Raw genomic sequence first — 23,257 nt, 5'->3', positions numbered from 1 at the left:
AGTCACGCCAGACGTTGCCTTTGGAAATCATCCGCCGTCATATTGAAACGCAGGTGCTCAGCCTGACCGGACTGGCCATCGGCGGTGTCGACTACGAAAACCCACCAGGTGACCCTGGCCTGTTCGGCCCGGAGTCAGTCTGCTGGCGCGTGCACGGTGACTTCACCTCCATGTTGGTGGGCGGGATCTCTGCCCTGCTGTTGCAAGCCCTGCATCCACTCGCCTTAGCCGGCGTCTGGGACCACTCGAATTTTCGCGACGACTTGCTCGGTCGGCTGCGCCGCACCGGCCAGTTCATCTCGGCGACTACATTTGGCAGTCAGACCGATGCGCAGCGACTGATCGAACGGGTCCGGGCCATTCACCTCAAGGTTACTGGGCATGCACCGGACGGCCGCCCCTATGCTGCGTACGACCCAGACTTACTGACCTGGGTGCACGTTGCCGAAGTCAGCAGCTTTCTCAAGGCGCACCTGCGCTACCTCAACCCCGCATTGCCAGGTCAAGAGCAAGATCGTTACTACAGTGAAGTGGCGCGTATTGCCAAAGCGCTCGGCGCCCGCCATGTGCCGCATTCCCGGCAAGAGATTGACGACTATCTGAAAGCGATTCGCCCACAGCTGCTCTGCGATGAGCGCTCACGGGAGATCGTGCGCATCCTGTTCGACGCCCCTGCTCCGAGTCGCCTGGCCAAGCCGTTTGGCGCGCTGATGATGCGCGCCGGCGTCGACCTGTTGCCGGACTGGGCCAGCGACATGCTTGATCTCAGCCAGTCCGACCGCCAAAGACAACTGATCCGAATGGCCGTCAGGCGAACCGCGCCGGTCCTGCGCTGGGCCGTGCGCAGCGGTTCGGTTCACCGGGCGCGCCGCCGCATGGGCCTGCCCATACGCTAGCGTGACCGGCAGGTTCCGCACCTGGAGCCACCTTTCGGCCTGTGCCACCATGAGCGCCCCGCGGAGCCCGCACCTTTCTCGAGGTTCAAGATCATGCAAGACGTCGTTATCGTCGCTGCCACTCGCACCGCTGTCGGCAGCTTTCAGGGCGCCCTGGCCAACATACCTGCCGTCGAACTGGGCGCCGCGGTGATTCGCCAACTCATTCAGCAGAGCGGAATCGATGCCGCGGAGGTCGACGAAGTCATCCTCGGCCAGGTGCTGACCGCAGGTGCGGGACAGAACCCGGCGAGACAGGCTTCGATCGGCGCAGGCCTACCCCATGCGGTACCCTCAATGACTCTGAATAAGGTCTGCGGATCGGGCCTGAAAGCGCTGCACCTGGCTGCACAGGCGATTCGCTGTGGCGATGCTGATGTGGTGATTGCCGGCGGCATGGAAAACATGAGCCTGGCGCCCTATGTCATGCCCGCCGCCCGCACGGGCTTGCGCATGGGCCACGGCAAGCTGGTCGACAGCATGATCCAGGACGGCTTGTGGGACGCCTTCAACGACTACCACATGGGCATTACAGCCGAAAATCTGGTGGAGAAATACGGCATTACGCGCGAGGCCCAGGATGCGTTCGCGGCGTCCTCCCAACAGAAAGCGGTAGCCGCCATTGAAGCCGGGCGCCTGCGCGGGGAAATCACCCCAATCGAGATTCCGCAGCGCAAAGGCGAGCCGCTGGTGTTCGACACCGACGAACAACCGCGGGCCGGCACCACGGCAGAGAGCCTGGCCAAGCTCAAGCCAGCCTTCAAGAAAGACGGCAGCGTCACGGCGGGTAACGCCTCCAGCCTTAACGACGGTGCAGCAGCGGTGTTGCTGATGAGTGCCGAAAAGGCCAAGGCGCTCGGCCTACCGGTCATGGCTCGCATCGCCAGCTATGCCAACGCTGGCGTCGACCCGGCCATCATGGGCATTGGCCCGGTGTCGGCCACGCGTCGCTGCCTGGAAAAGGCAGGTTGGACACTCGACGAGCTCGATCTGATAGAAGCCAACGAAGCCTTTGCGGCACAAGCGCTGTCGGTGGGTCAGGAACTGGGATGGGACGCGAACAAGGTCAACGTCAACGGCGGCGCCATCGCCATCGGCCACCCGATCGGCGCATCTGGCTGCCGCATCCTGGTGACTCTGTTGCATGAAATGATCCGCCGCGACGTCCACAAAGGACTGGCGACGCTTTGCATCGGTGGCGGTCAGGGCGTCGCGCTGGCAATCGAACGCTGACCGACGGGTAGCCCGCCGGCCAAACGCCGGCGATTTCCGCTAAACTGCGCGGCCCTCTTCCCGAGTCGCCGCGCATGTCCTCTCTCGAACAGGCGCTGCGCGCCGCTTACCTCAATCGCGAAGCACTGCTGTCCGAACTGCACCATCAGGCCACTGACTGTTACCGGTTGTTCCATGGCAGCCAGGAGGGCGCTCCCGGCCTCACCGTCGACCGTTATGGCCCGCTGCTGCTGGTGCAGAGCTTCCATCAGACGCTCGAACGTGGCGCCCTGCTGGCCCTGCATGAGCAGACCTGCACGAACCTGGGCACACGCCTGTTACTCGCCTACAACGACCGCTCTCAAGGGAACTCGCGTATTGACCGCAGTGACCCCGTCTACCGCGCCGATCCAGCTGCGCTGGAAGACCTGATCGGCCATGAGTGGGGCCTGAACTACCGCGTTCGCGCGCGCCATAGCGGTCAGGACCCACTGCTGTTTCTGGACTTGCGCAATGTCCGCCGCTGGATCAAGGCCAACAGCGCGGGCAAGTCAGTGCTCAACCTTTTCGCCTATACCTGCGGCGTCGGCCTCAGCGCTGCCGCTGGTGGCGCTCGCGAGGTGTGCAACCTGGACTTCGCCGAAAGCAACCTCGCGGTCGGCCGCGAGAACGGTGCGCTGAACCCTGAGTTGGTCCCGATGCAGTTCATTCAGTCGGATTACTTTCCCGCGATCCGTCAGCTCGCTGACATGCCTATTCCACAGCGACGTGGCCGTCCTCTGCCGGCTTACCCGCGCCTTTCACCCAAGCAGTTCGATCTGGTGTTGCTCGACCCACCGGCCTGGTCAAAGAGCGCATTCGGCACAGTCGACCTGCTGCGCGATTACCAGAGCCTGCTCAAACCCGCACTGCTCGCCACGGCTGAGAACGGCGTACTGATCTGCTGCAACAACCTGGCAAAGGTCGACCTCGACGACTGGAGAGATCAGGTCCTGCGCTGCGCGACCAAGGCCGGCCGGCCGGTTCGGGACTGTCAGGTGCTGCCACCGGCAGCCGACTTCCCTTCGACCGACGGCAAGCCGCCGCTCAAGGTGCTGATGCTCCAGTTGTGAGGCAATGCGCCCGCGCTCGCGGGAGGAACCCGCGTGTCATGCCATACTCCAAGGCAGTTCATCGCCTGGAAAGTAGGTCCGCATGCCCAACGGATTGAAGCGCGCGCTCATCGGCCTGATGACCGCCCTGATCGTTTATTGCCTGCTCGGTTTTCTGATCTTGCCCGGAGTGGCGCAGCGCGTCGTAAATCAGCAACTGGTCCAATACGCGACGGTACCGGCTCACCTTGAGCGGATCGAGTTCAACCCGTTCACGCTCGAGCTAAGGCTCCACAAGCTGCACATGGGCGAGCCGGAGGCCGAGCAACTAGCGTTCGAACGGTTATTTCTCGACCTCGAATGGGACAGCCTGTGGAGTCGAACCCTGCACCTTTCGGCTATCGAGCTCATCGGGCCGAATGCCGAAGTTCTGTTTGACCTCGACGGCAAACTGAACCTGACCGAGCTGTTCGAGCTGCCTCGGGCTGAAGCGTTGCCGGAAGAGGACTCCGAGCCCCTTGCCCTGCGTATCGACCGCTTGAAATTGGCCGGCGGCCGGGTGCACTTCGCCGATCAGCGAACCGAAGAGCCGATCGACTTCATCCTCGACTCGCTGGATTTCGAACTGCTTAACTTTGCGACCCGTTCAGCCGACGCGGCTGATGCCGTTCTGGTTGCCAAGGGCCCGGACGGATCACATATCGAATGGAAAGGTCAGCTCAACCTCTCCCCCATCACATCAACCGGCCAGCTTGAAATCGACGGACTGGCGCTTAAGACGTTCTGGCCCTATGTCCGCGACATGGCCCCGCTCGCTCTTAACGAAGGAAAGCTGAGCCTGAAGACGAGGTACCAGCTGGACCTCAGCGAAGGCACTTCACTGCAACTGAGCGACGCGAGCGCTACGCTGGCCTCGCTAAGCATCGATACCCTGGAAGGGCAGCCACTGATTCGGCTGAAGAGAGCAGAGATTGCCCAAACTTCGCTGGATTTGCAGAAGCGACAAGTGACCCTTGGCCAGGTACGCAGCCAGGCTCTGGAAAGCTGGCTGATCCGTGAGCCAGACGGTCAGCTCAATTGGCAGCGCCTCGTGGCAGGCAATGCGGAGCCACAGCCCACCGAAACATCTGACGAACCAAAGCAGGAAGAACCTCAGCCTGCGCAAAAAAGCGATGCCCCCAGTCAACCTTGGCGGATCGTTATAGCTGACGCTGAACTGCGTGGTTACCAGCTGCACCTGGCTGACAGAGCTCCTGAGCCGAACGTCGAACTGGAAGTCGGGCCGCTCGATCTGGACGTGCGCAACTTCGACAGCCGCGGCACCTCTCCAGTGGAGCTAAAACTGAAGACAGAGGTCGGCAAACAAGGCTCGCTGCTTGCCGAAGGGCAACTGACGCTGACGCCAATGCAGGGACGTTTCGACGTGACGCTGGCAGGTATCGACCTGCGCTTGGCGCAGCCTTACCTATCACCATTCGTTCACCTGGAGCTCCGCAGCGGACTGCTGGCCAGCCAGCTTGCCGTCGACTTAAAGGGCATCGAGCCGCTGACATTTCATATCGGCGGTTCCGCCGAGATCACACAGCTCCATACACTGGACACCATTCAGGACCGGGATCTGGTGAAATGGCAGTCATTGCAGGTCAGCGGCCTGAATTACAACTATCCGAGCGAGCTGCAGATCGACAAGCTCGACCTGAACCAACCGTATGCACGCTTCATCATCAACCCGGACCTGTCGACCAACATCAATGACCTGCTGGTGGACAAGCCGGCAGCTACGCCCAGTCCAGAGGTGGCTTCTTCGGAAGCATCAGCATCTCCAGACGAGCCAGACGTGCCCTTCGCATTACGAATCGGCGGGATTCAGATAGCCGACGGTTCGGCCAATTTCGCTGACCTGAGTCTGCGTCCGCCGTTCATCACTGCCATCCAGGATCTTGGCGGCAGCATTGGCACAATCGACAACCGACAACACAACGCTGCCAGCGTTGATATACAGGGCAAGGTTGACCGCTACGCACCTGTGAGCATCGAGGGCAGCCTGACGCCCTTCGAGCCACTCCAGAGCCTCGACATCACCACCCGTTTCAAACAGGTCGAGCTGACGACGCTCTCGCCCTACTCGGCCAAGTTCGCTGGCTACCGCATCCGCAAGGGCCGCTTGAATCTGGACCTGCATTACCGCATCCAGCAAGGGCAGCTGAATGCTGAAAACGAAGTGGTGCTGGAGGAATTGCAGCTGGGCGAAAAGGTCGACAGCGAACAGGCCGTCGATCTGCCAATACGCCTTGCAGTGGCGCTGTTGAAGGACAGCAGCGGCACCATTGCGCTGAAGATTCCGGTACAGGGAGATCTCAAGAATCCACAGTTCGATGTAGTGCCTATCATCTGGCAGACGCTGCGCAATCTGGTGGTTAAAGCGGCCAAGTCCCCATTCAAGTTTCTCGGTGGGCTCGTAGGTCGTGACCAGGCTGACCTCAGTCAAATCCTCTTTCCGCCGGGCAGCAGCGAACTGGACAGTGCTGCGCGTAGCAACCTGGATACGCTCGCGAGTGCGCTCAAGGAGCGACCGGTGTTGAGGCTTGAGATCGAAGGTATGAGCGCCCCCGCCGTGGATGGGCCCCTACTGGCCGAACAATGGCTGGAGCGCGAATATCAACAGACCTGGTACAAGGTCTTGCAGCGACGTGGTGACACTGTGCCCGCCGATCCTGCAATGCTTGAAATCAGTGAAGACGAAAAAGCCGCCATGTTGGAAGGCATCTATCGCAGCCGCCTGCAACAGCAGCCGCCCACTGAGTGGCAAAGCCTCGACGAGGACACTCGAACGCTACAGCTGCAGCAGGCAATCGTTAGCAGCCGAGAGAGCAGCACCGCCCTTCTGCGACGCCTGAGCCGTGCGAGAGCCGCCAGCATCAAGGATTATCTGGTGGACAATACAGGGCTGGCAGCAGACAGGGTTTTCCTGCTCGACACAGGCATCGCCCAAACTCCCCAAGGTAGAGAAGTCCCAACGGTGCTGCATCTGGAGGCGGAATGAAACGGACAGGCAGGCGGCATTGGAAAGTGGGCCTCTCTTTCGCGGTCGGTTTGATGAGCTCAGGAGTCGGCGCGGACACCCTCCGTTGCGGCAGCAGCCTGATCAACACTGGCGACCGTACCTTTGAAGTGGAGCGTAAATGTGGCGAACCGGTCCAGCGCGACCTGGTGGGTTACACCCTGGGCGCAAATCAGCGCCGCGAGATGATGCGTGAAGAATGGGTTTACGGCCCAGACAATGGCGTATTCAGCATCCTCACATTCGAGGGAAACCGGCTGGTACGGATCGAAACCAGTCGCGCCAACTGAGCTCTGGGAGTCGACATGCGAAAAAGTACCTTGCTTGCCGGGTTTACCCTCACGCTCTTTGCGCTGCAGGTGCAGGCTTCTTCGACATTCCGTTGCGGAAGCAAGCTGGTAAGCCTGAGAGATTCGACAGCCGATGTCCACGCCAAGTGCGGTGAGCCGACCAACCGTTCATTCACTGGATATAAGGAGCTGGTCGACGAATACGGTTTCCGTCAGGAGGTCCAGATCGAGGAATGGACTTACGGCCCCACCAATGGCATGTACCATTTTTTGCGCTTCGAAGGTAACCGTCTCAGCAACATCGATAGCGAACGAGGCTGATGGATAATAAAAAACCCGCTGCAAGCAGCGGGTTTTTTATTATTGCCTAAGCGGTTAGTCCACCGCTTTCAGGCCATCTGCAGAGACGTCTTTGACGCCTTCAATGGTCTTGGCCTTGTCGATGGCCATCTCACGCTGCGCCTCGGTGGCAACTGTCCCGGACAGAGAGACGACACCATTATTGGTTTCGACTTCGATCTGCATGCCTGGAGTCGAGTCGCCAGCAAGCAGAGCAGATTTGACCTTGGTAGTGATCCAGGTGTCGGACATCGCCTCACCCGCTTCGTCTGCGGTGTGCTCAGCAGCATCCATGGTGTCGCTTGCAGCCAACATCATCGGTTGCGCTTCGTCAAAAGCTGAGGTGGTTTCGGCGAACGCAGCGCCTGCCAGCGGCAAGCTGAAGGCAGTTGCAATAGCAGCAGCAGTTATAGAGGTCTGGATCTTGTTCATGAGGCGCACTCCTGTTTCTCATAGTTGCTGCGGCATAGCCCTACCGCAGGTTCACCTTAAAGATCGCAAGCTGCATGCCAAATGGCGGAATATTAAATTCCCTTATTATTCAGATACATAGCGCGGCATAGTGCCGTTAAGCCACTAGCACTCTGCATGTTTCGAGCAAGCGAAGCGTGCAGACTGCAATACCCAGGCTAGCGCAACGATCTGATTACCTTATGCCTGCGCAAAAAAAGAGCCCCGAAGGGCTCTTTTCTGTCACGGGGATGCTTATGCGCCAGATGCCTCGGCCGCAGCTACATCCTTGATCGACAGCTTGATACGGCCGCGGTTATCGACGTCCAGCACCAGAACCTTCACTTCCTGGCCTTCTTTGAGTACGTCGGTGACCTTCTCGACCCGCTGATCACTCAGCATCGAGATGTGCACCAGACCGTCCTTGCCCGGCAGGATGTTGACGAAGGCGCCGAAGTCGACAATGCGCTCAACCTTGCCGACGTAGATCTTGCCGATCTCTGCCTCAGCGGTAATACCCAGAACGCGCTGCTTGGCGGCCTCTGCAGCCTCCTTGGTCTCGCCAAAGATCTTGATCGAACCATCGTCCTCGATGTCGATAGAGGCTTTGGTTTCTTCACAGATGCTGCGGATGGTGGCGCCGCCCTTGCCGATGACGTCACGGATCTTGTCCTGATCGATCTTCATCGCAATCATGGTCGGTGCGTTGGCCGACAGCTCGGTACGCGACTGACCAATGACCTGATTCATCTGACCGAGAATGTTCAGACGCGCTTCCAGCGCCTGACCCAGCGCGATCTCCATGATCTCTTCGGTGATGCCCTGGATCTTGATGTCCATCTGCAGCGCAGTAACGCCCTTGGCGGTACCGGCGACCTTGAAGTCCATGTCGCCCAGGTGATCTTCGTCACCCAGGATGTCGGTCAGAACGGCGAACTTCTCGCCTTCCTTGACCAGACCCATGGCGATACCAGCAACAGGCGCCTTCATCGGCACACCGGCATCCATCAGTGCGAGGGAGGCACCACAAACCGAAGCCATGGAGCTGGAACCGTTGGACTCGGTGATCTCGGAAACCACGCGAATGGTGTACGGGAACTCGTCAGCGCTTGGCAGCATGGCCGAAACGGAACGACGGGCCAGACGGCCGTGACCGATCTCGCGGCGACCAGTAGCGCCCATGCGACCACACTCACCGACCGAGTACGGCGGGAAGTTGTAGTGCAGCATGAAGGGATCTTTCTTCTCGCCTTCGAGGGTATCGAGCAGCTGAGCGTCGCGCGCGGTGCCCAGAGTGGCAACCACTAGCGCCTGGGTTTCACCACGGGTGAACAGCGCCGAGCCGTGAGTTTTGTCGAGCACGCCGACTTCGATGTTCAGACCACGCACGGTACGGGTATCACGGCCATCGATACGCGGCTTGCCGTTGACGATGTTCTCGCGGACGGTGCGGTATTCGATTTCGCCAAAGGCTTCTTTGACTTCACCGGCTGACGGCTGACCTTCTTCACCGGAGAACTTGGCAACGATCTGGTCTTTCAGCTCACCCAGGCGCGCATAGCGGTCCTGCTTGATGGTGATGGTGTACGCCTGCGAGATGGCCTCGCCGAATTCGCTACGAATAGCGCTGAGCAGCTGAGTGTTTTCAGCTTTCGGCTGCCAGTCCCAGGTCGGCTTACCTGCTTCAGCCGCCAACTCGGTTACGGCCTGAACAACGGCCTGGAACTCGTCGTGGGCGAAGAGTACGGCGCCCAGCATCTGATCTTCGGTCAGCTCTTTGGCTTCTGATTCAACCATCAGCACGGCGTCTTTGGTACCGGCAACCACCATGTCCAGGCTGGATGCCTTGAGTTGCTCGTATGTCGGGTTTAGCAGGTAGCCGGTTTCCGGATGGAAGGCGACGCGTGCGGCACCGATCGGACCGTTGAACGGAATACCGGAAATTGCCAGCGCAGCCGAAGTACCGATCATCGCAGCGATGTCCGGATCGGTTTTCTTGCTGGTCGACACGACAGTACAGATGACCTGTACTTCGTTTTGAAAGCCTTCTGGGAACAGCGGACGGATCGGACGATCGATCAGGCGCGAGGTCAGCGTTTCCTTTTCGGAAGGACGTGCTTCACGTTTGAAGAAGCCACCCGGGATCTTGCCGGCTGCGTAGGTCTTTTCCTGGTAGTGGACCGAAAGCGGGAAAAAGCCTTTGCTTGGGTCGGCGGTCTTGGCACCGGTGACGGCGACCAGCACGGTCACATCGTCATCAACGGTGACCAATACGGCACCAGTGGCCTGACGGGCAATTCGGCCAGTCTCGAGGGTAACGGTCGATTGACCGAATTGGAATTTCTTGATTACCGGGTTCACGGTGGTTCCTTCTCTTTGTTGCCTTGGGGGAATCGTTCTCACATCCTGCGGGCACAGCCTCGCGCGGGACATGTCACACAAAATTTGTGGGCAGGGGTGGGAGTCGTCCCTACCGCTGTCCGAAACGTGCGCTTCTGAAAGGCAAAAGCTGGAAGCAGGGCAAACCCCACTTCCAGCTTTGGCATTCAGCTTCGCACCAGCATCGCTTAGCGACGCAGACCCAGACGACCGATCAGGGTGCTGTAACGAGTAGTGTCCTTGCCCTTCAGGTAGTCCAGCAACTTACGACGCTGGTTAACCATACGGATCAGACCACGACGGGAGTGGTGGTCTTTGCCGTTGGCCTTGAAGTGACCTTGCAGCTTGTTGATGTTGGCGGTGAGCAGGGCAACCTGCACTTCCGGGGAACCGGTATCGCCTTCAGCTTGCTTGTACTCGCCAACGATCTGGGCTTTTTCTTCAACGCTAAGTGCCATGATGGGCTCCTTCTATGAACAGGCCGGGATTGCATCCCGTGTTTTAAAAGAGGAGTGACCGTGCCTGCCAACAGCCATCCTCGTAACGCGACGCACCTTCAGGGCGCGCTGCGTATCGGTCACTCGGACCGAATCAGTCGACGCGGCGCAATGCGCCCGTCCTCGCTCACTTCACCGATTCCGATGAAGCGACCATTGTGATCCTGCACCCGCACCATGCCGAATTTCGGCGCTTCCGGTGCGCGTACCGGCTGCCCATGCAGCCAATAAAATGCGCTGTGCTCTGACAGCTGCAGCAGCGGCCAATGTTCAAGTCCGCTGTCCACTGGCTTCAGAAAGGCATCAACCGCCTCAGCACCACCCTCTGAGTGCACCCGTTCAAGCTCTTCAAGACTGACCGTCTGACTCAGATCGAACGGTCCCGCTTGGGTTCTTCGCAGCTCGGCTACGTGAGCACCACAACCCAAGGCATGCCCAATATCCTCGACCAACGTCCTTATATAGGTACCTTTACTGCAGGCGACTGCCAGACGCGCTCGGTCATCCTCAAGCGAGAGCAAATCCAAGCGGGCAATGGTAACAGAACGCGGCTCGCGCTCCACTATCTCTCCTGCCCGTGCCAGTTTGTACAGCGGCTGACCATCGCGCTTGAGCGCCGAGTACATCGGAGGGATCTGCTGCAAATCACCCCGGAACTGCGGCAAAGCAGCTTCTAGCTGTGCGTGGCTGACGGAGACGGGCTTGCGCTCAATCACCTCACCCTCAGCATCAGCCGTCGTGGTAGTCACGCCAAGCTGGGCGACGGTCTCGTAGCCCTTGTCAGCGTCCAGCAGATATTGAGAGAACTTCGTAGCTTCGCCAAAGCACAGGGGGAGCACGCCGGTTGCCAGCGGATCCAGGCTACCCGTATGTCCAGCTTTCTCGGCGTTGAGTAACCAGCGAACCTTCTGCAAGGCTGCGTTCGAAGTAAACCCACGGGGTTTATCAAGAATGATGATGCCGCTGACGTCGCGGCGAATGCGCTTTACCTGTGCCAAGCCTACTCTCCAACATCATCGCTGTGCTTGCGATCTTCTGCTACAGCGCGCTCGATGAGCGATGTCAACTCGACGCCACGACGCACACTGGCGTCATAGTTGAAGTGCAACTGCGGCACGGTACGAAGCTTCATTGCCTTGCCCAGCTGCATACGCAGGAAACCACTAGCGTCGTTGAGAATCCGAAGGTTGGCCTTGACCGCATCTTCATCGTCGTCTTTACCCATGACGGTGATGAACACCTTGGCATGGGACAGATCTCGACTGACTTCGACGGCGGTTATGGTTATCAGACCCAGACGCGGGTCTTTCACTTCACGCTGAATCAACTGCGCCAATTCACGCTGCATCTGATCGCCGATACGCTGGGTACGGCTGAATTCTTTGGCCATAAAATCTGCCTTGAGCAGCAAGCTGCTAGCCTAAAAAACGTTGTACTGCAAAGGCAAACGGCAAGCCTCAGGGTCGCCCCTGAATGCTTGCCGTCTGTTGCCTAACAGCTGCTGTTACAGCGAGCGCGCCACTTCGACTTTCTCGAATACTTCGATCTTGTCGCCGGCCTTGACGTCGTTGTAACTCTTCACCGCGATACCACACTCCATACCGGCACGTACTTCGGCGACGTCATCCTTGAAGCGACGCAGCGATTCCAGCTCGCCTTCGAAGATCACCACGTCGTCGCGCAGAACGCGGATCGGACGATTGCGGTGCACCATGCCCTCGGTGACCATGCAACCCGCCACGGCACCGAACTTCGGTGAGCGGAACACATCCCTGACCTCTGCAATACCGAGGATGTTCTCGCGAACATCGCTGCCCAGCATGCCGGTCAGCGCTTTCTTGACGTCTTCAATGATGTCGTAGATGACGTTGTAGTAACGCAGATCCAGACCTTCCTGCTCGACGATCTTGCGCGCACCAGCATCAGCACGAACGTTGAAGCCGAACAGCACTGCATTGGACGCCAGCGCCAGGTTGGCGTCGCTCTCGGTGATACCACCGACACCGCCACCGATGACGCGCACCTGAACCTCATCGTTGCCCAAGCCACTGAGCGAGCCCTGCAGGGCTTCCAGCGAACCACGAACATCGGATTTGAGGACGATGTTAAGCGTCTTCTTCTCTTCCTGGCCCATGTTCTCGAAGATATTTTCCAGCTTACCGGCATGTGCCCGGGCCAGCTTCACTTCGCGGAACTTGCCCTGACGGAACAAGGCCACTTCACGGGCTTTCTTCTCATCGGTCAGCACGCTGAGCTCATCGCCAGCGTCCGGCGTGCCATCGAGGCCAAGAATCTCGACCGGAATCGAAGGGCCAGCTTCCTTGATTGGCTTGCCGTTCTCATCGAGCATGGCGCGAATACGACCGTAGTTGGAGCCAACCAGGGCCATGTCGCCCTGACGCAGCGTGCCGTCCTGAACCAGCACGGTAGCAACCGGGCCGCGTCCCTTGTCCAGACGCGACTCGACCACAACACCACGGCCCGGGGCCGATGGGGTTGCTGTCAGTTCGAGAATTTCCGCCTGCAGCAGAACCGCCTCGAGCAAATCGTCGACACCGGTACCCATCTTTGCGGAGACAGATACGAACGGCGTGTCGCCGCCCCACTCTTCCGAAGTCACTTCGTGAACAGATAGCTCGCTGCGGATACGATCGAGATCGGCGCCCGGCTTATCGATCTTGTTCACGGCCACTACCAGCGGGACACCAGCGGCCTTGGCATGCTGAATTGCTTCGATGGTTTGCGGCATCACGCCATCGTCCGCCGCCACGACCAGAATGACGATATCGGTCGCTTGAGCCCCACGGGCACGCATCGCAGTAAACGCAGCGTGGCCCGGAGTATCAAGGAAGGTAACCATTCCACGATCAGTTTCGACGTGATAGGCACCGATGTGCTGAGTAATACCGCCCGCTTCACCAGCAGCAACCTTGGCGCGACGGATGTAGTCGAGCAGCGAGGTCTTGCCGTGGTCAACGTGACCCATCACAGTCACCACCGGAGCACGAGTGATAGCTTCACCCTCGAACTTCAGCAGCTCGGCCAGCTGTTCTTCCAGAGCGTTATCACTGACCAACTTGACCTTGTGGCCCAGCTCTTCAGCGATCAACTGGGCAGTTTCCTGATCCAGGACCTGGTTGATGGTCACCGGGGTGCCCATCTTGAACATGAACTTGATGACTTCCGCCGCCTTGACCGACATCTGCTGCGCCAGATCACCGACGGTGATGGTCTCACCGATGGCAACTTCGCGAACGATCGGGCCGGTTGGGCTTTGGAAACCATGCGCGTTGCGCTTCTTCAGCTTCGACTTGCCGCGTCCGCCGCGACGGAACCCATCGGCGTCGTCTTCGCCGCTTCGCGCTGTGCGCGACAACGGAGCCTTTGCCTTCAAGGACGGGCGATGCTGAGCTTGCTTGCGATCACGACGCTCGTCATCGTCGCTGCGTGCCTTATCGGGACGGCGCGGTTCATCCTTCTTGCGCTCCTCGACGGGAGGGGCGACGGGAGCAACGACCGGGGCAGGATCAGCAGACACAGCTGCAACCGGTTCAGGTGAAGCGGCGGCCGGCGCTTGAGTTTTTGCAGCTTCGGCCTGACGACGAGCTTCTTCCTCGGCTTGCTGGCGAGCCTCTTCAGCCGCTTTCTGACGAGCGGCTTCCTCGGCTGCGCGCTGCTCCTCGAGTTCGCGCTGCTTCTCCGCCTCGATTTCGTCAGGACTGCGCTTGACGAAGGTTTTCTTCTTGCGCACTTCCACGCTAATGGTCTTGCTGCCACCCACTTTCAGCTTGGTGGTGGTCTTGCGCTGCAAGGTAATCTTGCGCGGCTCATCCACCTTGGCGCCGTGGCTGCTTTTTAGGTGCGCCAACAGCGCCTGCTTTTCATTATCGGTCACTACTTGCTCGGCGCTGGTGTGCGACAGTCCTGCCTCACGCATCTGCTGTAGCAGTCGCTCGACCGGTGTGTCGACCACCTGGGCCAGTTGTTTCACCGTGACTTGCGTCATGCATCTCTCTCCTCAGGCCGCTAATTACTTACTCGAACCAATGGGCTCGGGCGGCCATGATCAGCTTGCCGGCACGTTCTTGATCTATGCCGTCTATGTCGAGCAGATCGTCAATCGACTGCTCGGCCAGGTCTTCGCGGGTGACTACACCCCGCACTGCCAACTCGACCGCCAGTTCGTTGTCCATACCATCCAGCGCAAGCAAATCCTCCGCCGGCTGGGCGTCTGCCAGTTTCTCTTCCGTTGCGATCGCTTTAGTTAGCAAGCGATCCTTGGCGCGGGTTCTCAGCTCGTTGACGATATCTTCGTCGAAGCCTTCGATGCCGAGCATTTCCTCCATAGGGACGTAGGCGATCTCTTCGAGAGAGGTGAAACCTTCCTCGACCAGTACTTGTGCCAGCTCCTCATCGACATCGAGCTCTTCGATGAAATTGCGTAAGATGTCACCAGTTTCTTCTTGCTGCTTGCTCTGGATGTCCGCTTCAGTCATCACGTTCAGCGTCCAACCGGTCAACTGACTGGCAAGACGTACGTTTTGCCCGCCCCGACCGATTGCCTGGGCCAAATTGTCTTCGCCGACCGCAATATCCATGGCATGCGCATCTTCATCGACGATGATGGCAGCCACTTCAGCTGGAGCCATCGCGTTGATAACGAATTGCGCGGGGTTCTCGTCCCACAGCACGATATCGACACGCTCTCCGCCGATCTCGCCGGAAACGGCCTGAACACGCGAACCGCGCATACCAATGCACGCGCCTTGCGGATCGATACGCTTATCTTTCGAGCGCACGGCTATCTTGGCGCGAGATCCTGGATCCCGCGAAGCAGCCATCACTTCAATCAGCCCTTCGGCGATTTCCGGAACTTCAATGCGGAAAAGCTCAATCAGCATTTGCGGCGCTGTGCGAGAAAGGATCAACTGAGGACCGCGATTCTCGGTACGGATTTCCTTAAGCAGCGCACGAACTCGCGCACCGACCCGAAAGGTTTCCCGAGAAATAATGTCTTCTCGGGCCAGCAACGCTTCCGCGTTATTGCCCAGATCGACAATGACGCTGTCTCGCGTAACCTTTTTCACCGTGCCGGAGATGATCTCGCCCATGCGATCACGATAGGCCTCAACCACTTGAGCGCGCTCGGCCTCCCGGACCTTCTGCACGATGACCTGCTTGGCTGTCTGAGCGGCGATCCGACCGAACTCGATTGACTCGACCTTTTCTTCCAGGACATCTCCAACTTTGGCCCCAGCATCGACAGCCTGCTTCATGTCGACGGTCAACTGGTGTGCCGGATCGTCGAATTCTTCTTCCTCGACCACCGTCCAGCGGCGGAAGGTCTCGTAGCTACCGTTCTGCCGATTGATCTCGACCCGCAGGTCAACCTCGTCCTCGAAGCGCTTCTTGGTAGCAGTGGCCAAAGCCAGCTCCAATGCCTCGAAGATTACACTGGCCGGTACGCCTTTCTCGTTGGATACCGACTCCACAACCAGCAGTACTTCTTTGCTCATCGTACGCCTCGCCTATCGCAATCCATTGGGGTCCGCGGGATCCGCGACTCACTCAAAACGGGGAATTATGTTGGTCTTGTCGATCATGTCGATCGGCAACAGGTATTCATGGTCGTCGACCAGCACCACTACATCCTGCTCCTCGACCCCGCGCAGAAGACCTTGGAAATTGCGCCGACCCTCAAAGGGCGAACGCAGCTTTATTTTGACCTGTTCGCCCACATGGGCCGTGAACTGCTCGAGCGTGAATAGAGGCCGATCCATACCAGGCGAGGACACTTCAAGGGTGTAGTCAGAGCTGATTGGATCTTCAACGTCGAGCACACCGCTCAATTGGCGGCTGACCTTTTCGCAATCATCGACAAGAATTCCGTTGGAATGGTCGATATAGACCCGCAACAAAGAATGTCGACCCTGCGAAATGAATTCGATACCCCAGCATTGATAGCCGAGCGCCTCGACCACTGGGGCCAACAAGGCCTGCAACTGTTCTAGCTTGCTCGACATCGAAGTCCCTCGCGCATGCTGTACAAATGAAAAATGGGCGAAACGCCCATCCATGACGATCGCCTGTAGATGCCGGCGACCTGGCTTGAAGCTAATAAAAAGCCCCTCGACAGGGGCTTTTTATCAACTGGTTGCGGGGGCTGGATTTGAACCAACGACCTTCGGGTTATGAGCCCGACGAGCTACCAGACTGCTCCACCCCGCGTCAAACTGGGCACGAATTATACGACCACACTGACAACAGGTCAACCGAAAGACTAAAACAAGAAAGCCCGCATCTGCGGGCCTGCTTGTTTGGTACCGAGGAGGGGACTCGAACCCCTACAGCCTATGGCCACTACCACCTCAAGGTAGCGTGTCTACCAATTCCACCACCTCGGCAAAAACCTTATTCCTGCTCCTGCAGCTGAGGCACATCATCTGCAACAGGTGCGGATGGAGCGCTTTCCAACACAGGCACATCTTCCGCTACTGGCTTACTGACCGGCACTTCAAGAACCGCCGGATCCGGCAGACCTGCCCCTGAGAGCTGGTCAGCCTGACGAGTTGCGAAAAATGCCAACCCAAGACTCGTGGCGAAAAAAACGGCCGCAAGTATAGCAGTAAATCGACTAAGAAAGGTAGAGGACCCCTGACTTCCAAATACAGTTGCGGAAGCACCCGAACCAAAGGAAGCGCCAGCATCAGCCCCTTTACCTTGCTGCAGCAACACCAGCGCAACCACACCAATGGCAACCAGCAGATGCACCACAATCACAACAGTCTGCAACATCTGATCAGTTCCCTGCGGCACGACAAATCGCACCGAAATCATTCGCTTTCAGGGAGGCGCCACCGATAAGCCCCCCATCGATATCCTGCATCTCGAAAAGCTCAGCAGCATTTTCCGCTTTTACACTGCCTCCGTAGAGGATTCGCACGCCATCAGCGATACGTCGATCTTCGCGAGCCAGCTGCTCCCGAATCGCAGCATGCACTTCTTGAGCCTGCTGCGGCGTCGCAGTCAACCCAGTGCCTATCGCCCAGACTGGCTCATAAGCCACCACCGCCTTTTCGAACGCGCCAACTCCAGCGTTAGCCAAGACACTAGCAAGCTGCCGACCAACCACTTCCAGAGTCTGCCCGGCTTGACGCTGCTCCAGCGTCTCCCCCAGGCATAGCACCGGCGTCATCCCGCACGCCAATGCAGCTGCAAATTTTTTGCCTACCACTTCGTCGCTTTCGCCCAAAATCAGACGCCGCTCGGAATGACCAACCAACACCCAACTGGAACCCGCATCAACCAGCTGAGAAGCCGACTCCTCACCTGTCAGCGCACCGAACCCGGCATCCGCCGCGCAGTCCTGAGCCCCTACAGCAATCGCCTTGCCCTGTAGACCACTCACGACCTGTGTCAGATGCAGACTCGATGGAAAGACAGCAACTTCTATAACCGCCGGAAGATCCTGCTGGCGAAGCGCCTCGATCAGCTCTGCGACGCTGGCGCGGGTACCGTTCATCTTCCAGTTACCAGCTACCAATGGGCGACGCATGCTTTACCTCGTCGGTCAAAGTGGGCGCAGATGGTACTCAACGAAAAGGCACCTGGCAAGCGTAAATCACACACAAACTTCCTTAACCGCGCTCGCCAGCTCCTCGGCGTAACTGCGGACCTGATTTTCGTCGTCCCCTTCAACCATAACCCGCACCAACGGCTCGGTGCCGGATTTTCGTAACAGCACCCGACCACGACCAGCCATACGCTCCGTAACGCTGTCACAGACAGCCTGCACCTGGGGATGGGCAATCGGATCCCGATTGCCACTGAACCGCACGTTGATCAATACCTGAGGGCATTTGCTCCAGACCATGCGCTCCTGCGCAAGGCTACGACCGCGACGCTTCAGAGCAAGCACAACCTGGAGCGCAGCAATGATGGCGTCTCCAGTGGTGACATGCTGCGCGCAGACAATGTGACCTGAGTTTTCCCCACCAAGCACCCAGTCACGCTCGAGCATTTCAGCCATCACGTAGCGATCACCGACTTTAGCCCGCACAAAAGGAATGTTGCGCGCCTTAAGTGCCAATTCTAGACCGAGGTTGCTCATCAACGTCCCGACAACCCCACCGATCAGACGGTCTCGGTCCTGCAAATCTGCGGCAATAATGTAGAGCAACTCATCGCCATCAACCTGAGTGCCGGTATGATCGACCATCATCACCCGATCACCGTCACCATCAAAGGCTATACCAAGATCAGCGCCCTGCTCAATCACGGCCTTCTGCAGCTGCGCGACATGAGTGGAGCCTACGCCGGCGTTGATGTTCAGCCCATCCGGCTGAGCAGCGATAACCGTCACCTCCGCCCCGAGCTCTCGGAAGACGCTGGGTGCAACCTTGTAGGTCGCACCGTGAGCGCAATCAAGCACAATTTTCATACCGCTAAAATCTGTGCTGGTCGGCACACTGCTCTTGCAGAACTCAATATAGCGCCCTGCTGCATCATTTATCCGTGAAGCCTTGCCTAGTTGCACCGACTCCACGACCGTCATCGGTGTGTCGAGCAGCTCCTCGATCATCAACTCAACCTCATCGGGCAGTTTCGTCCCGCGGCCAGAGAAGAACTTGATGCCATTATCGTGATGAGGGTTATGTGAGGCGCTGATCACGATACCAGCGTCCGCATGGAAGGTACGCGTCAGGTAGGCGACCGCGGGGGTCGGCATAGGCCCCAGCAGCAAGACATCGGCGCCTGCGGCAGAAAGCCCGGCCTGCAGTGCCGACTCGAACATATACCCAGAGATCCGAGTGTCTTTGCCAATCAAAATGCGACATTTCCCATGCTTGCGAAATGCCATACCTGCGGCCCAGCCAAGCCTCAGCATGAATTCCGGCGTGATCGGAAATTGCCCCACATGGCCACGAATACCATCGGTGCCGAAATACTTTCTACCCATACATATTCCCTATTCTGCCGCCTGCACTGCAGCAATCATTCGAACTACATCAACCGTTTCGGCCACGTCATGCACCCGAAGGATGTTAGCGCCTTTGGCAACAGCCAGCGCGGCCAGCGCCAGGCTGCCATAAAGACGATGCGACACATCCCGCTGCAACGTTTGGCCGACCATACTCTTGCGGGACACACCGACAAGCAACGGACGCCCCAGCGTATGGAGCTGCTCCAGTCTGTTGAACAGGCTCAAGTTATGCGCGAGATTTTTTGCAAAGCCGAATCCCGGATCGAGCACGACCCGGCCGGCTGGGATGCCTGCAGCTGCACACGCCTCTATGCGCTCACGCAAAAAGCTGACGACCTCGCGGGTCACATCGTCGTAGCGCGGATCGTTCTGCATATCGCCGGGCTCACCTCGCATATGCATCAAGCACACCGGAAGCCCACAGCTTGCTACAGCCTCCAGCGCCCCATCGCGAGATAGAGAGCGGACATCATTAATCAAGCCTGCACCGAGCCGGGCAGTCTCGCGAATCACAGCAGGCGTCGAGGTGTCGACCGAGATAATCACGTCAAGCTCTCGAGCAATCGCCTCTACTACAGGCGCAACACGCTCAAGCTCTTCGATCGGCGAAACAGCGCGCGCCCCCGGGCGAGTCGATTCCCCGCCCACGTCAATTAACGTCGCCCCCGCCGCCATCATGGCGTCGGCGTGCCGTAATGCAGCAACGACACCCGCATGCCTGCCGCCATCGGAGAAAGAGTCGGGAGTGACATTCAAGATGCCCATGACATGTGGGCGGGACAAATCAAGAACCCGGCTGCCACAAGACAGCCGGGTTGAGTACATCTTTTCCCTCATCTAACGCAGCCTTAGCTTAATGCTCGCCAGCGGGACCACCAATCGGCGCCTGTGGGCGGCCATCTTCTGGCTGAATAGGCGTTCCGGTTGGACCAGAGCCATTCTGCCAGTCACGCGGTTCACGGGGAGTCCGACCTGCCATAATGTCATCAATCTGATCAGCATCGATGGTCTCGTACTTCATCAGTGTCTCGGCCATCACATCGAGCTTGTCACGGTTGTCAGCAAGAATCTGCTTAGCCGTGCCGTAGCACTGATCGATGATGCTACGAACCTCGAGATCGATCATTTTTGCCGTGTCACCGGACACATTAGTGTGCTGGCTACCCGCACTGCGACCAAGGAACACCTCGCCCTCTTCCTCTGCGTACATCAGCGGGCCCAACTTTTCGGACAGGCCCCACTTGGTAACCATATTACGGGCCAACTGGGTAGCACGCATGATGTCATTGGAGGCACCAGTGGTAACCCCCTCAAAGCCGAGCGTCATTTCCTCAGCGATACGGCCTCCAAACAGCGAGCAGATTTGGCTGATCAAGGCTCGCTTGGAAAGACTGTAACGGTCTTCTTCGGGTAGAAACATTGTCACACCCAAAGCCCGACCGCGCGGAATGATCGATACCTTATAAACAGGATCGTGCTCCGGAACAACGCGCCCGACGATGGCATGCCCCGCCTCGTGGTATGCCGTATTGAGTCGCTCCTTTTCGGACATGACCATGGACTTGCGCTCGGCGCCCATCATGATCTTGTCTTTGGCCAGCTCAAACTCTTTCATTTCCACCAAGCGCTTGCCGGCGCGTGCTGCAAACAACGACGCTTCGTTCACCAGATTGGCCAGGTCCGCACCTGAAAAACCAGGCGTGCCCCGCGCAATCAGAGCCGGCTCAACAGTGTCACCAAGCGGAACCTTGCGCATGTGGACTTTAAGAATCTGTTCGCGACCACGAATATCGGGGAGCCCAACGACTACCTGACGGTCGAAACGACCGGGGCGAAGCAGCGCAGGATCGAGCACATCCGGGCGGTTCGTGGCAGCAATGACGATGATGCCGTCATTCATTTCGAAACCATCCATCTCGACCAGCAACTGGTTCAACGTCTGCTCACGCTCGTCGTGACCACCGCCGAGACCCGCGCCGCGATGGCGACCGACAGCGTCGATCTCATCGATGAAAATGATGCACGGTGCATGCTTCTTGGCTTGCTCGAACATGTCGCGCACGCGGCTAGCACCCACCCCGACGAACATCTCAACGAAATCGGAACCGGAGATGGTAAAAAACGGAACCTTGGCCTCGCCAGCGACCGCCTTAGCCAAAAGCGTTTTACCGGTACCCGGTGATCCAACCATCAGCACGCCACGCGGAATGCGGCCTCCGAGACGTTGAAACTTACCGGGGTCACGCAGGAACTCGACCAGTTCGGTGACTTCTTCTTTCGCCTCGTCACAACCAGCGACATCAGCAAACGTAGTTTTGACCTGATCTTCGGATAGCAGACGAGCCTTGCTCTTGCCAAAGCTCATCGGGCCGCCTTTGCCACCCGCGCCGCCTTGCATCTGCCGCATGAAGAACATGAAAACCGCGATGATCACCAAAATCGGGAAGCTAGCTACCAACAGCTGCGTCCAGATGCTCTGCTGCTCAGGCTGCCGGCCTTCGATCACCACATTGTTGTTGATCAGGTCACCGATCAGGCCGTTGTCCTGAATCGCGGGGCGAATCGTCTTGAACGTCTCGCCGTCACTGCGCTTGCCGGTAATGACGAAACCGTCGACGGTCACGCGCTCGACCTGACCTTCTTTCACCTGCTCGATGAAATCCGAATAGTTGAGCGTTTGCGGCTCTGTCGGGCTGGAAAAGTTGTTCATCACCGTCACCAGGACAGCGGCAATGATCAACCACAAAATCAGGTTCTTTGCCATGTCGTTCAATTCACTACCCTCTAGAGCAGGCGGGTTTTCGGGAGCCTGCATGACGGCCGATGGTTCGCTCTCGGCCTAACTTACTACACAACGTTGCTGAACGCGCAGCTCGGTCTGTAACCCGATATGAAACATGCTAGCCGGTAAATCATAGGCTCGGGTTCGACGGGATGGTTCAGCTCCATTCGGTTAAGACCGCAGCGCTTCCAGCGCGTTGCCATCGCCCCGGTATCCGCGCGCTAGCAGATACTGTTCACGTGAGCGGTCCCTTGATGACAAGGGTTTACGCATCTGCACCTTATCGAAATTCTGCCGCACATCCTTCAGGTAGGCATCGAAACCATCCCCCTGGAAAATCTTGATCAGAAAGTCCCCACCGGGGCGCAGAACTCGCATGGCCAGATCAAGCGCAAGCTCGCAGAGAAACATCGCTCGCGCCTGGTCAGCAACCTTCACCCCACTCATATTGGGGGCCATATCGGAAATCACAAGGTCAACTTGCGTTTCACCAATGGCCTGAAGGATCTCAGCGAATACTTCGTCCTCAGTAAAATCACCAAGAACAAAGGTCACGTCAGCAATGCTGTCCATGGGCAGAATATCGGATGCAATCAGCCTCCCGCGATCACCGATCACCCTGCTGGTGACCTGCGACCAGCCGCCCGGTGCAGCCCCGAGATCGACCACTGTCATGCCTGGCCGGAGAATACGATCCTTTTCTTGAATCTCGAGAAGCTTGTAGCTCGCTCGCGACCGATAGCCATCCCGCTGCGCCATCTTTACATAGGGATCATCAAAATGTTCTTTCAGCCAACGCGGGCTGGTCTTGGAGCGTGCCAAGCTGTTACCTCATCTGTGCGGCTCAGAGCGTGTCAGTTACACTAGCCGGGTTTTCCAGGGTTCTGACGCAAGGGTCGAATTATGCCGCTCACTAACGAGCAGAAGAAACAGTACAAATCCATCGGCCATCATCTGAAGCCTGTATTGATCGTATCGGAGAACGGCTTGACCGAAGGCGTACAAGCCGAGCTGGAGCGAGCCCTTAACGATCACGAATTGATTAAGGTGCAGCTGCGGATCACCGAGCGTGACGATCGGCGCGCGCTAACCGATGAATTGTGCAGAATTGGCGGCTGCGAACTGGTTCAGTCTATCGGCAAGATGGCACTGATCTATCGCAAGAACCCCAAAGTGAACAAGCAGCTTTCTAACGTGCATCGCTTCCAGAGCTGATCAACTTTTCAGCCGCTGTCTTC

General features: G+C 58.2%; 21 protein-coding genes and 2 tRNA genes. 7 read left to right on the top strand and 16 right to left on the bottom strand.

From position 1 onward, the window contains the following. The first annotated feature begins 20 nt into the window (after positions 1 to 20). From CXK96_RS06145 to CXK96_RS06120, 6 genes are all read left to right on the top strand, one after another. Entirely contained in the window at positions 21 to 896 is an 876-nt protein-coding gene (locus CXK96_RS06145) for an oxygenase MpaB family protein (protein ID WP_102835607.1), read from the top strand. 93 nt (positions 897 to 989) lie between these two features. After that, positions 990 to 2,168 carry an acetyl-CoA C-acetyltransferase gene (locus CXK96_RS06140; protein WP_102835606.1) on the top strand — a complete coding sequence of 393 codons (1,179 nt, stop codon included), beginning with the start codon at positions 990 to 992 and terminating at the stop codon, positions 2,166 to 2,168. A gap of 74 nt (positions 2,169 to 2,242) precedes the next feature. Next, a complete protein-coding gene (locus CXK96_RS06135) occupies positions 2,243 to 3,259 on the top strand; it encodes a class I SAM-dependent rRNA methyltransferase (RefSeq protein WP_102835605.1) in 1,017 nt (338 codons plus the stop codon). 82 nt (positions 3,260 to 3,341) lie between these two features. Then, positions 3,342 to 6,281 (top strand): DUF748 domain-containing protein, encoded by a 2,940-nt coding sequence (locus tag CXK96_RS06130; RefSeq protein ID WP_102835604.1) that lies wholly within the window; start codon positions 3,342 to 3,344, stop codon positions 6,279 to 6,281. Between the two features lie 53 nt (positions 6,282 to 6,334). Beyond that, positions 6,335 to 6,589, top strand: coding sequence for a DUF2845 domain-containing protein (locus CXK96_RS06125; RefSeq protein WP_256061582.1), 255 nt, complete (start codon positions 6,335 to 6,337; stop codon positions 6,587 to 6,589). A gap of 15 nt (positions 6,590 to 6,604) precedes the next feature. Then, positions 6,605 to 6,910: a DUF2845 domain-containing protein gene (locus CXK96_RS06120; protein WP_102835602.1), complete on the top strand. Its 306-nt coding sequence runs from the start codon at positions 6,605 to 6,607 to the stop codon at positions 6,908 to 6,910. 54 nt (positions 6,911 to 6,964) lie between these two features. Here the strand turns inward: CXK96_RS06120 and CXK96_RS06115 are convergent, their stop codons facing one another. From CXK96_RS06115 to rlmE, 16 genes are all read right to left on the bottom strand, one after another. Beyond that, a complete protein-coding gene (locus tag CXK96_RS06115) occupies positions 6,965 to 7,360 on the bottom strand; it encodes a BON domain-containing protein (RefSeq protein WP_102835601.1) in 396 nt (131 codons plus the stop codon). 273 nt (positions 7,361 to 7,633) lie between these two features. Continuing rightward, positions 7,634 to 9,739, bottom strand: a complete 2,106-nt coding sequence (gene pnp, locus CXK96_RS06110) for a polyribonucleotide nucleotidyltransferase (RefSeq protein WP_102835600.1) — start codon at positions 9,737 to 9,739, stop codon at positions 7,634 to 7,636. Positions 9,740 to 9,945: 206 nt separating this feature from the next. Further along, positions 9,946 to 10,215: a 30S ribosomal protein S15 gene (gene rpsO / locus CXK96_RS06105; protein WP_019342083.1), complete on the bottom strand. Its 270-nt coding sequence runs from the start codon at positions 10,213 to 10,215 to the stop codon at positions 9,946 to 9,948. Between the two features lie 119 nt (positions 10,216 to 10,334). Beyond that, positions 10,335 to 11,252, bottom strand: coding sequence for a tRNA pseudouridine(55) synthase TruB (gene truB / locus CXK96_RS06100; RefSeq protein WP_102835599.1), 918 nt, complete (start codon positions 11,250 to 11,252; stop codon positions 10,335 to 10,337). 2 nt (positions 11,253 to 11,254) lie between these two features. Further along, entirely contained in the window at positions 11,255 to 11,644 is a 390-nt protein-coding gene (gene rbfA / locus CXK96_RS06095) for a 30S ribosome-binding factor RbfA (protein WP_102835598.1), read from the bottom strand. A 114-nt stretch (positions 11,645 to 11,758) separates the two neighbouring features. Next, positions 11,759 to 14,260 carry a translation initiation factor IF-2 gene (gene infB, locus CXK96_RS06090; RefSeq protein WP_102835597.1) on the bottom strand — a complete coding sequence of 834 codons (2,502 nt, stop codon included), beginning with the start codon at positions 14,258 to 14,260 and terminating at the stop codon, positions 11,759 to 11,761. A 28-nt stretch (positions 14,261 to 14,288) separates the two neighbouring features. Continuing rightward, on the bottom strand, positions 14,289 to 15,770 hold the full coding sequence (gene nusA, locus CXK96_RS06085; RefSeq protein WP_102835596.1) for a transcription termination factor NusA: 1,482 nt from the start codon (positions 15,768 to 15,770) through the stop codon (positions 14,289 to 14,291). A gap of 48 nt (positions 15,771 to 15,818) precedes the next feature. Continuing rightward, positions 15,819 to 16,277 (bottom strand): ribosome maturation factor RimP, encoded by a 459-nt coding sequence (gene rimP / locus CXK96_RS06080; protein ID WP_102835978.1) that lies wholly within the window; start codon positions 16,275 to 16,277, stop codon positions 15,819 to 15,821. Between the two features lie 128 nt (positions 16,278 to 16,405). After that, a tRNA-Met gene (locus tag CXK96_RS06075) sits at positions 16,406 to 16,482 on the bottom strand. Between the two features lie 90 nt (positions 16,483 to 16,572). Next, positions 16,573 to 16,658 (bottom strand) — tRNA-Leu (locus CXK96_RS06070). Positions 16,659 to 16,665: 7 nt separating this feature from the next. Then, positions 16,666 to 17,049 carry a preprotein translocase subunit SecG gene (gene secG / locus CXK96_RS06065; RefSeq protein ID WP_102835595.1) on the bottom strand — a complete coding sequence of 128 codons (384 nt, stop codon included), beginning with the start codon at positions 17,047 to 17,049 and terminating at the stop codon, positions 16,666 to 16,668. Positions 17,050 to 17,053: 4 nt separating this feature from the next. Next, the gene (gene tpiA, locus CXK96_RS06060; RefSeq protein ID WP_102835594.1) at positions 17,054 to 17,809 is read right to left on the bottom strand and encodes a triose-phosphate isomerase; all 756 of its coding nucleotides are present in this window, start codon (positions 17,807 to 17,809) and stop codon (positions 17,054 to 17,056) included. A 66-nt stretch (positions 17,810 to 17,875) separates the two neighbouring features. Further along, positions 17,876 to 19,213, bottom strand: coding sequence for a phosphoglucosamine mutase (gene glmM / locus CXK96_RS06055; RefSeq protein ID WP_102835593.1), 1,338 nt, complete (start codon positions 19,211 to 19,213; stop codon positions 17,876 to 17,878). Between the two features lie 9 nt (positions 19,214 to 19,222). Then, positions 19,223 to 20,074 carry a dihydropteroate synthase gene (folP, locus tag CXK96_RS06050; RefSeq protein ID WP_102835592.1) on the bottom strand — a complete coding sequence of 284 codons (852 nt, stop codon included), beginning with the start codon at positions 20,072 to 20,074 and terminating at the stop codon, positions 19,223 to 19,225. A 16-nt stretch (positions 20,075 to 20,090) separates the two neighbouring features. Next, positions 20,091 to 22,001, bottom strand: coding sequence for an ATP-dependent zinc metalloprotease FtsH (gene ftsH / locus CXK96_RS06045; protein WP_102835591.1), 1,911 nt, complete (start codon positions 21,999 to 22,001; stop codon positions 20,091 to 20,093). A 189-nt stretch (positions 22,002 to 22,190) separates the two neighbouring features. Continuing rightward, positions 22,191 to 22,841 carry a 23S rRNA (uridine(2552)-2'-O)-methyltransferase RlmE gene (gene rlmE, locus CXK96_RS06040; protein WP_102835590.1) on the bottom strand — a complete coding sequence of 217 codons (651 nt, stop codon included), beginning with the start codon at positions 22,839 to 22,841 and terminating at the stop codon, positions 22,191 to 22,193. An 81-nt stretch (positions 22,842 to 22,922) separates the two neighbouring features. On the opposite strand from rlmE, the gene CXK96_RS06035 reads away from it, so the two are divergent. Beyond that, entirely contained in the window at positions 22,923 to 23,234 is a 312-nt protein-coding gene (locus CXK96_RS06035) for a YhbY family RNA-binding protein (RefSeq protein WP_102835589.1), read from the top strand. Positions 23,235 to 23,257 lie beyond the last annotated feature (23 nt).

It is taken from the genome of Stutzerimonas stutzeri, assembly GCF_002890895.1.
Lineage (GTDB): Bacteria > Pseudomonadota > Gammaproteobacteria > Pseudomonadales > Pseudomonadaceae > Stutzerimonas > Stutzerimonas stutzeri_AB.
This window is presented reverse-complemented; position numbering and strand designations above follow the sequence as displayed.

Bases quoted from the DNA above. Each gene is read 5' to 3' on its own strand.
- CXK96_RS06115 (WP_102835601.1), bottom strand. From the start codon at position 7,360: ATGAACAAGATCCAGACCTCTATAACTGCTGCTGCTATTGCAACTGCC.
- CXK96_RS06125 (WP_256061582.1), top strand. From the start codon at position 6,335: ATGAGCTCAGGAGTCGGCGCGGACACCCTCCGTTGCGGCAGCAGCCTG.
- CXK96_RS06140 (WP_102835606.1), top strand. From the start codon at position 990: ATGCAAGACGTCGTTATCGTCGCTGCCACTCGCACCGCTGTCGGCAGC.
- CXK96_RS06035 (WP_102835589.1), top strand. From the start codon at position 22,923: ATGCCGCTCACTAACGAGCAGAAGAAACAGTACAAATCCATCGGCCAT.
- glmM (WP_102835593.1), bottom strand. From the start codon at position 19,213: ATGGGTAGAAAGTATTTCGGCACCGATGGTATTCGTGGCCATGTGGGG.
- rbfA (WP_102835598.1), bottom strand. From the start codon at position 11,644: ATGGCCAAAGAATTCAGCCGTACCCAGCGTATCGGCGATCAGATGCAG.
- rimP (WP_102835978.1), bottom strand. From the start codon at position 16,277: ATGTCGAGCAAGCTAGAACAGTTGCAGGCCTTGTTGGCCCCAGTGGTC.
- rpsO (WP_019342083.1), bottom strand. From the start codon at position 10,215: ATGGCACTTAGCGTTGAAGAAAAAGCCCAGATCGTTGGCGAGTACAAG.
- infB (WP_102835597.1), bottom strand. From the start codon at position 14,260: ATGACGCAAGTCACGGTGAAACAACTGGCCCAGGTGGTCGACACACCG.
- nusA (WP_102835596.1), bottom strand. From the start codon at position 15,770: ATGAGCAAAGAAGTACTGCTGGTTGTGGAGTCGGTATCCAACGAGAAA.
- CXK96_RS06120 (WP_102835602.1), top strand. From the start codon at position 6,605: ATGCGAAAAAGTACCTTGCTTGCCGGGTTTACCCTCACGCTCTTTGCG.
- CXK96_RS06130 (WP_102835604.1), top strand. From the start codon at position 3,342: ATGCCCAACGGATTGAAGCGCGCGCTCATCGGCCTGATGACCGCCCTG.
- tpiA (WP_102835594.1), bottom strand. From the start codon at position 17,809: ATGCGTCGCCCATTGGTAGCTGGTAACTGGAAGATGAACGGTACCCGC.
- folP (WP_102835592.1), bottom strand. From the start codon at position 20,074: ATGAGGGAAAAGATGTACTCAACCCGGCTGTCTTGTGGCAGCCGGGTT.
- secG (WP_102835595.1), bottom strand. From the start codon at position 17,049: ATGTTGCAGACTGTTGTGATTGTGGTGCATCTGCTGGTTGCCATTGGT.
- CXK96_RS06135 (WP_102835605.1), top strand. From the start codon at position 2,243: ATGTCCTCTCTCGAACAGGCGCTGCGCGCCGCTTACCTCAATCGCGAA.
- ftsH (WP_102835591.1), bottom strand. From the start codon at position 22,001: ATGGCAAAGAACCTGATTTTGTGGTTGATCATTGCCGCTGTCCTGGTG.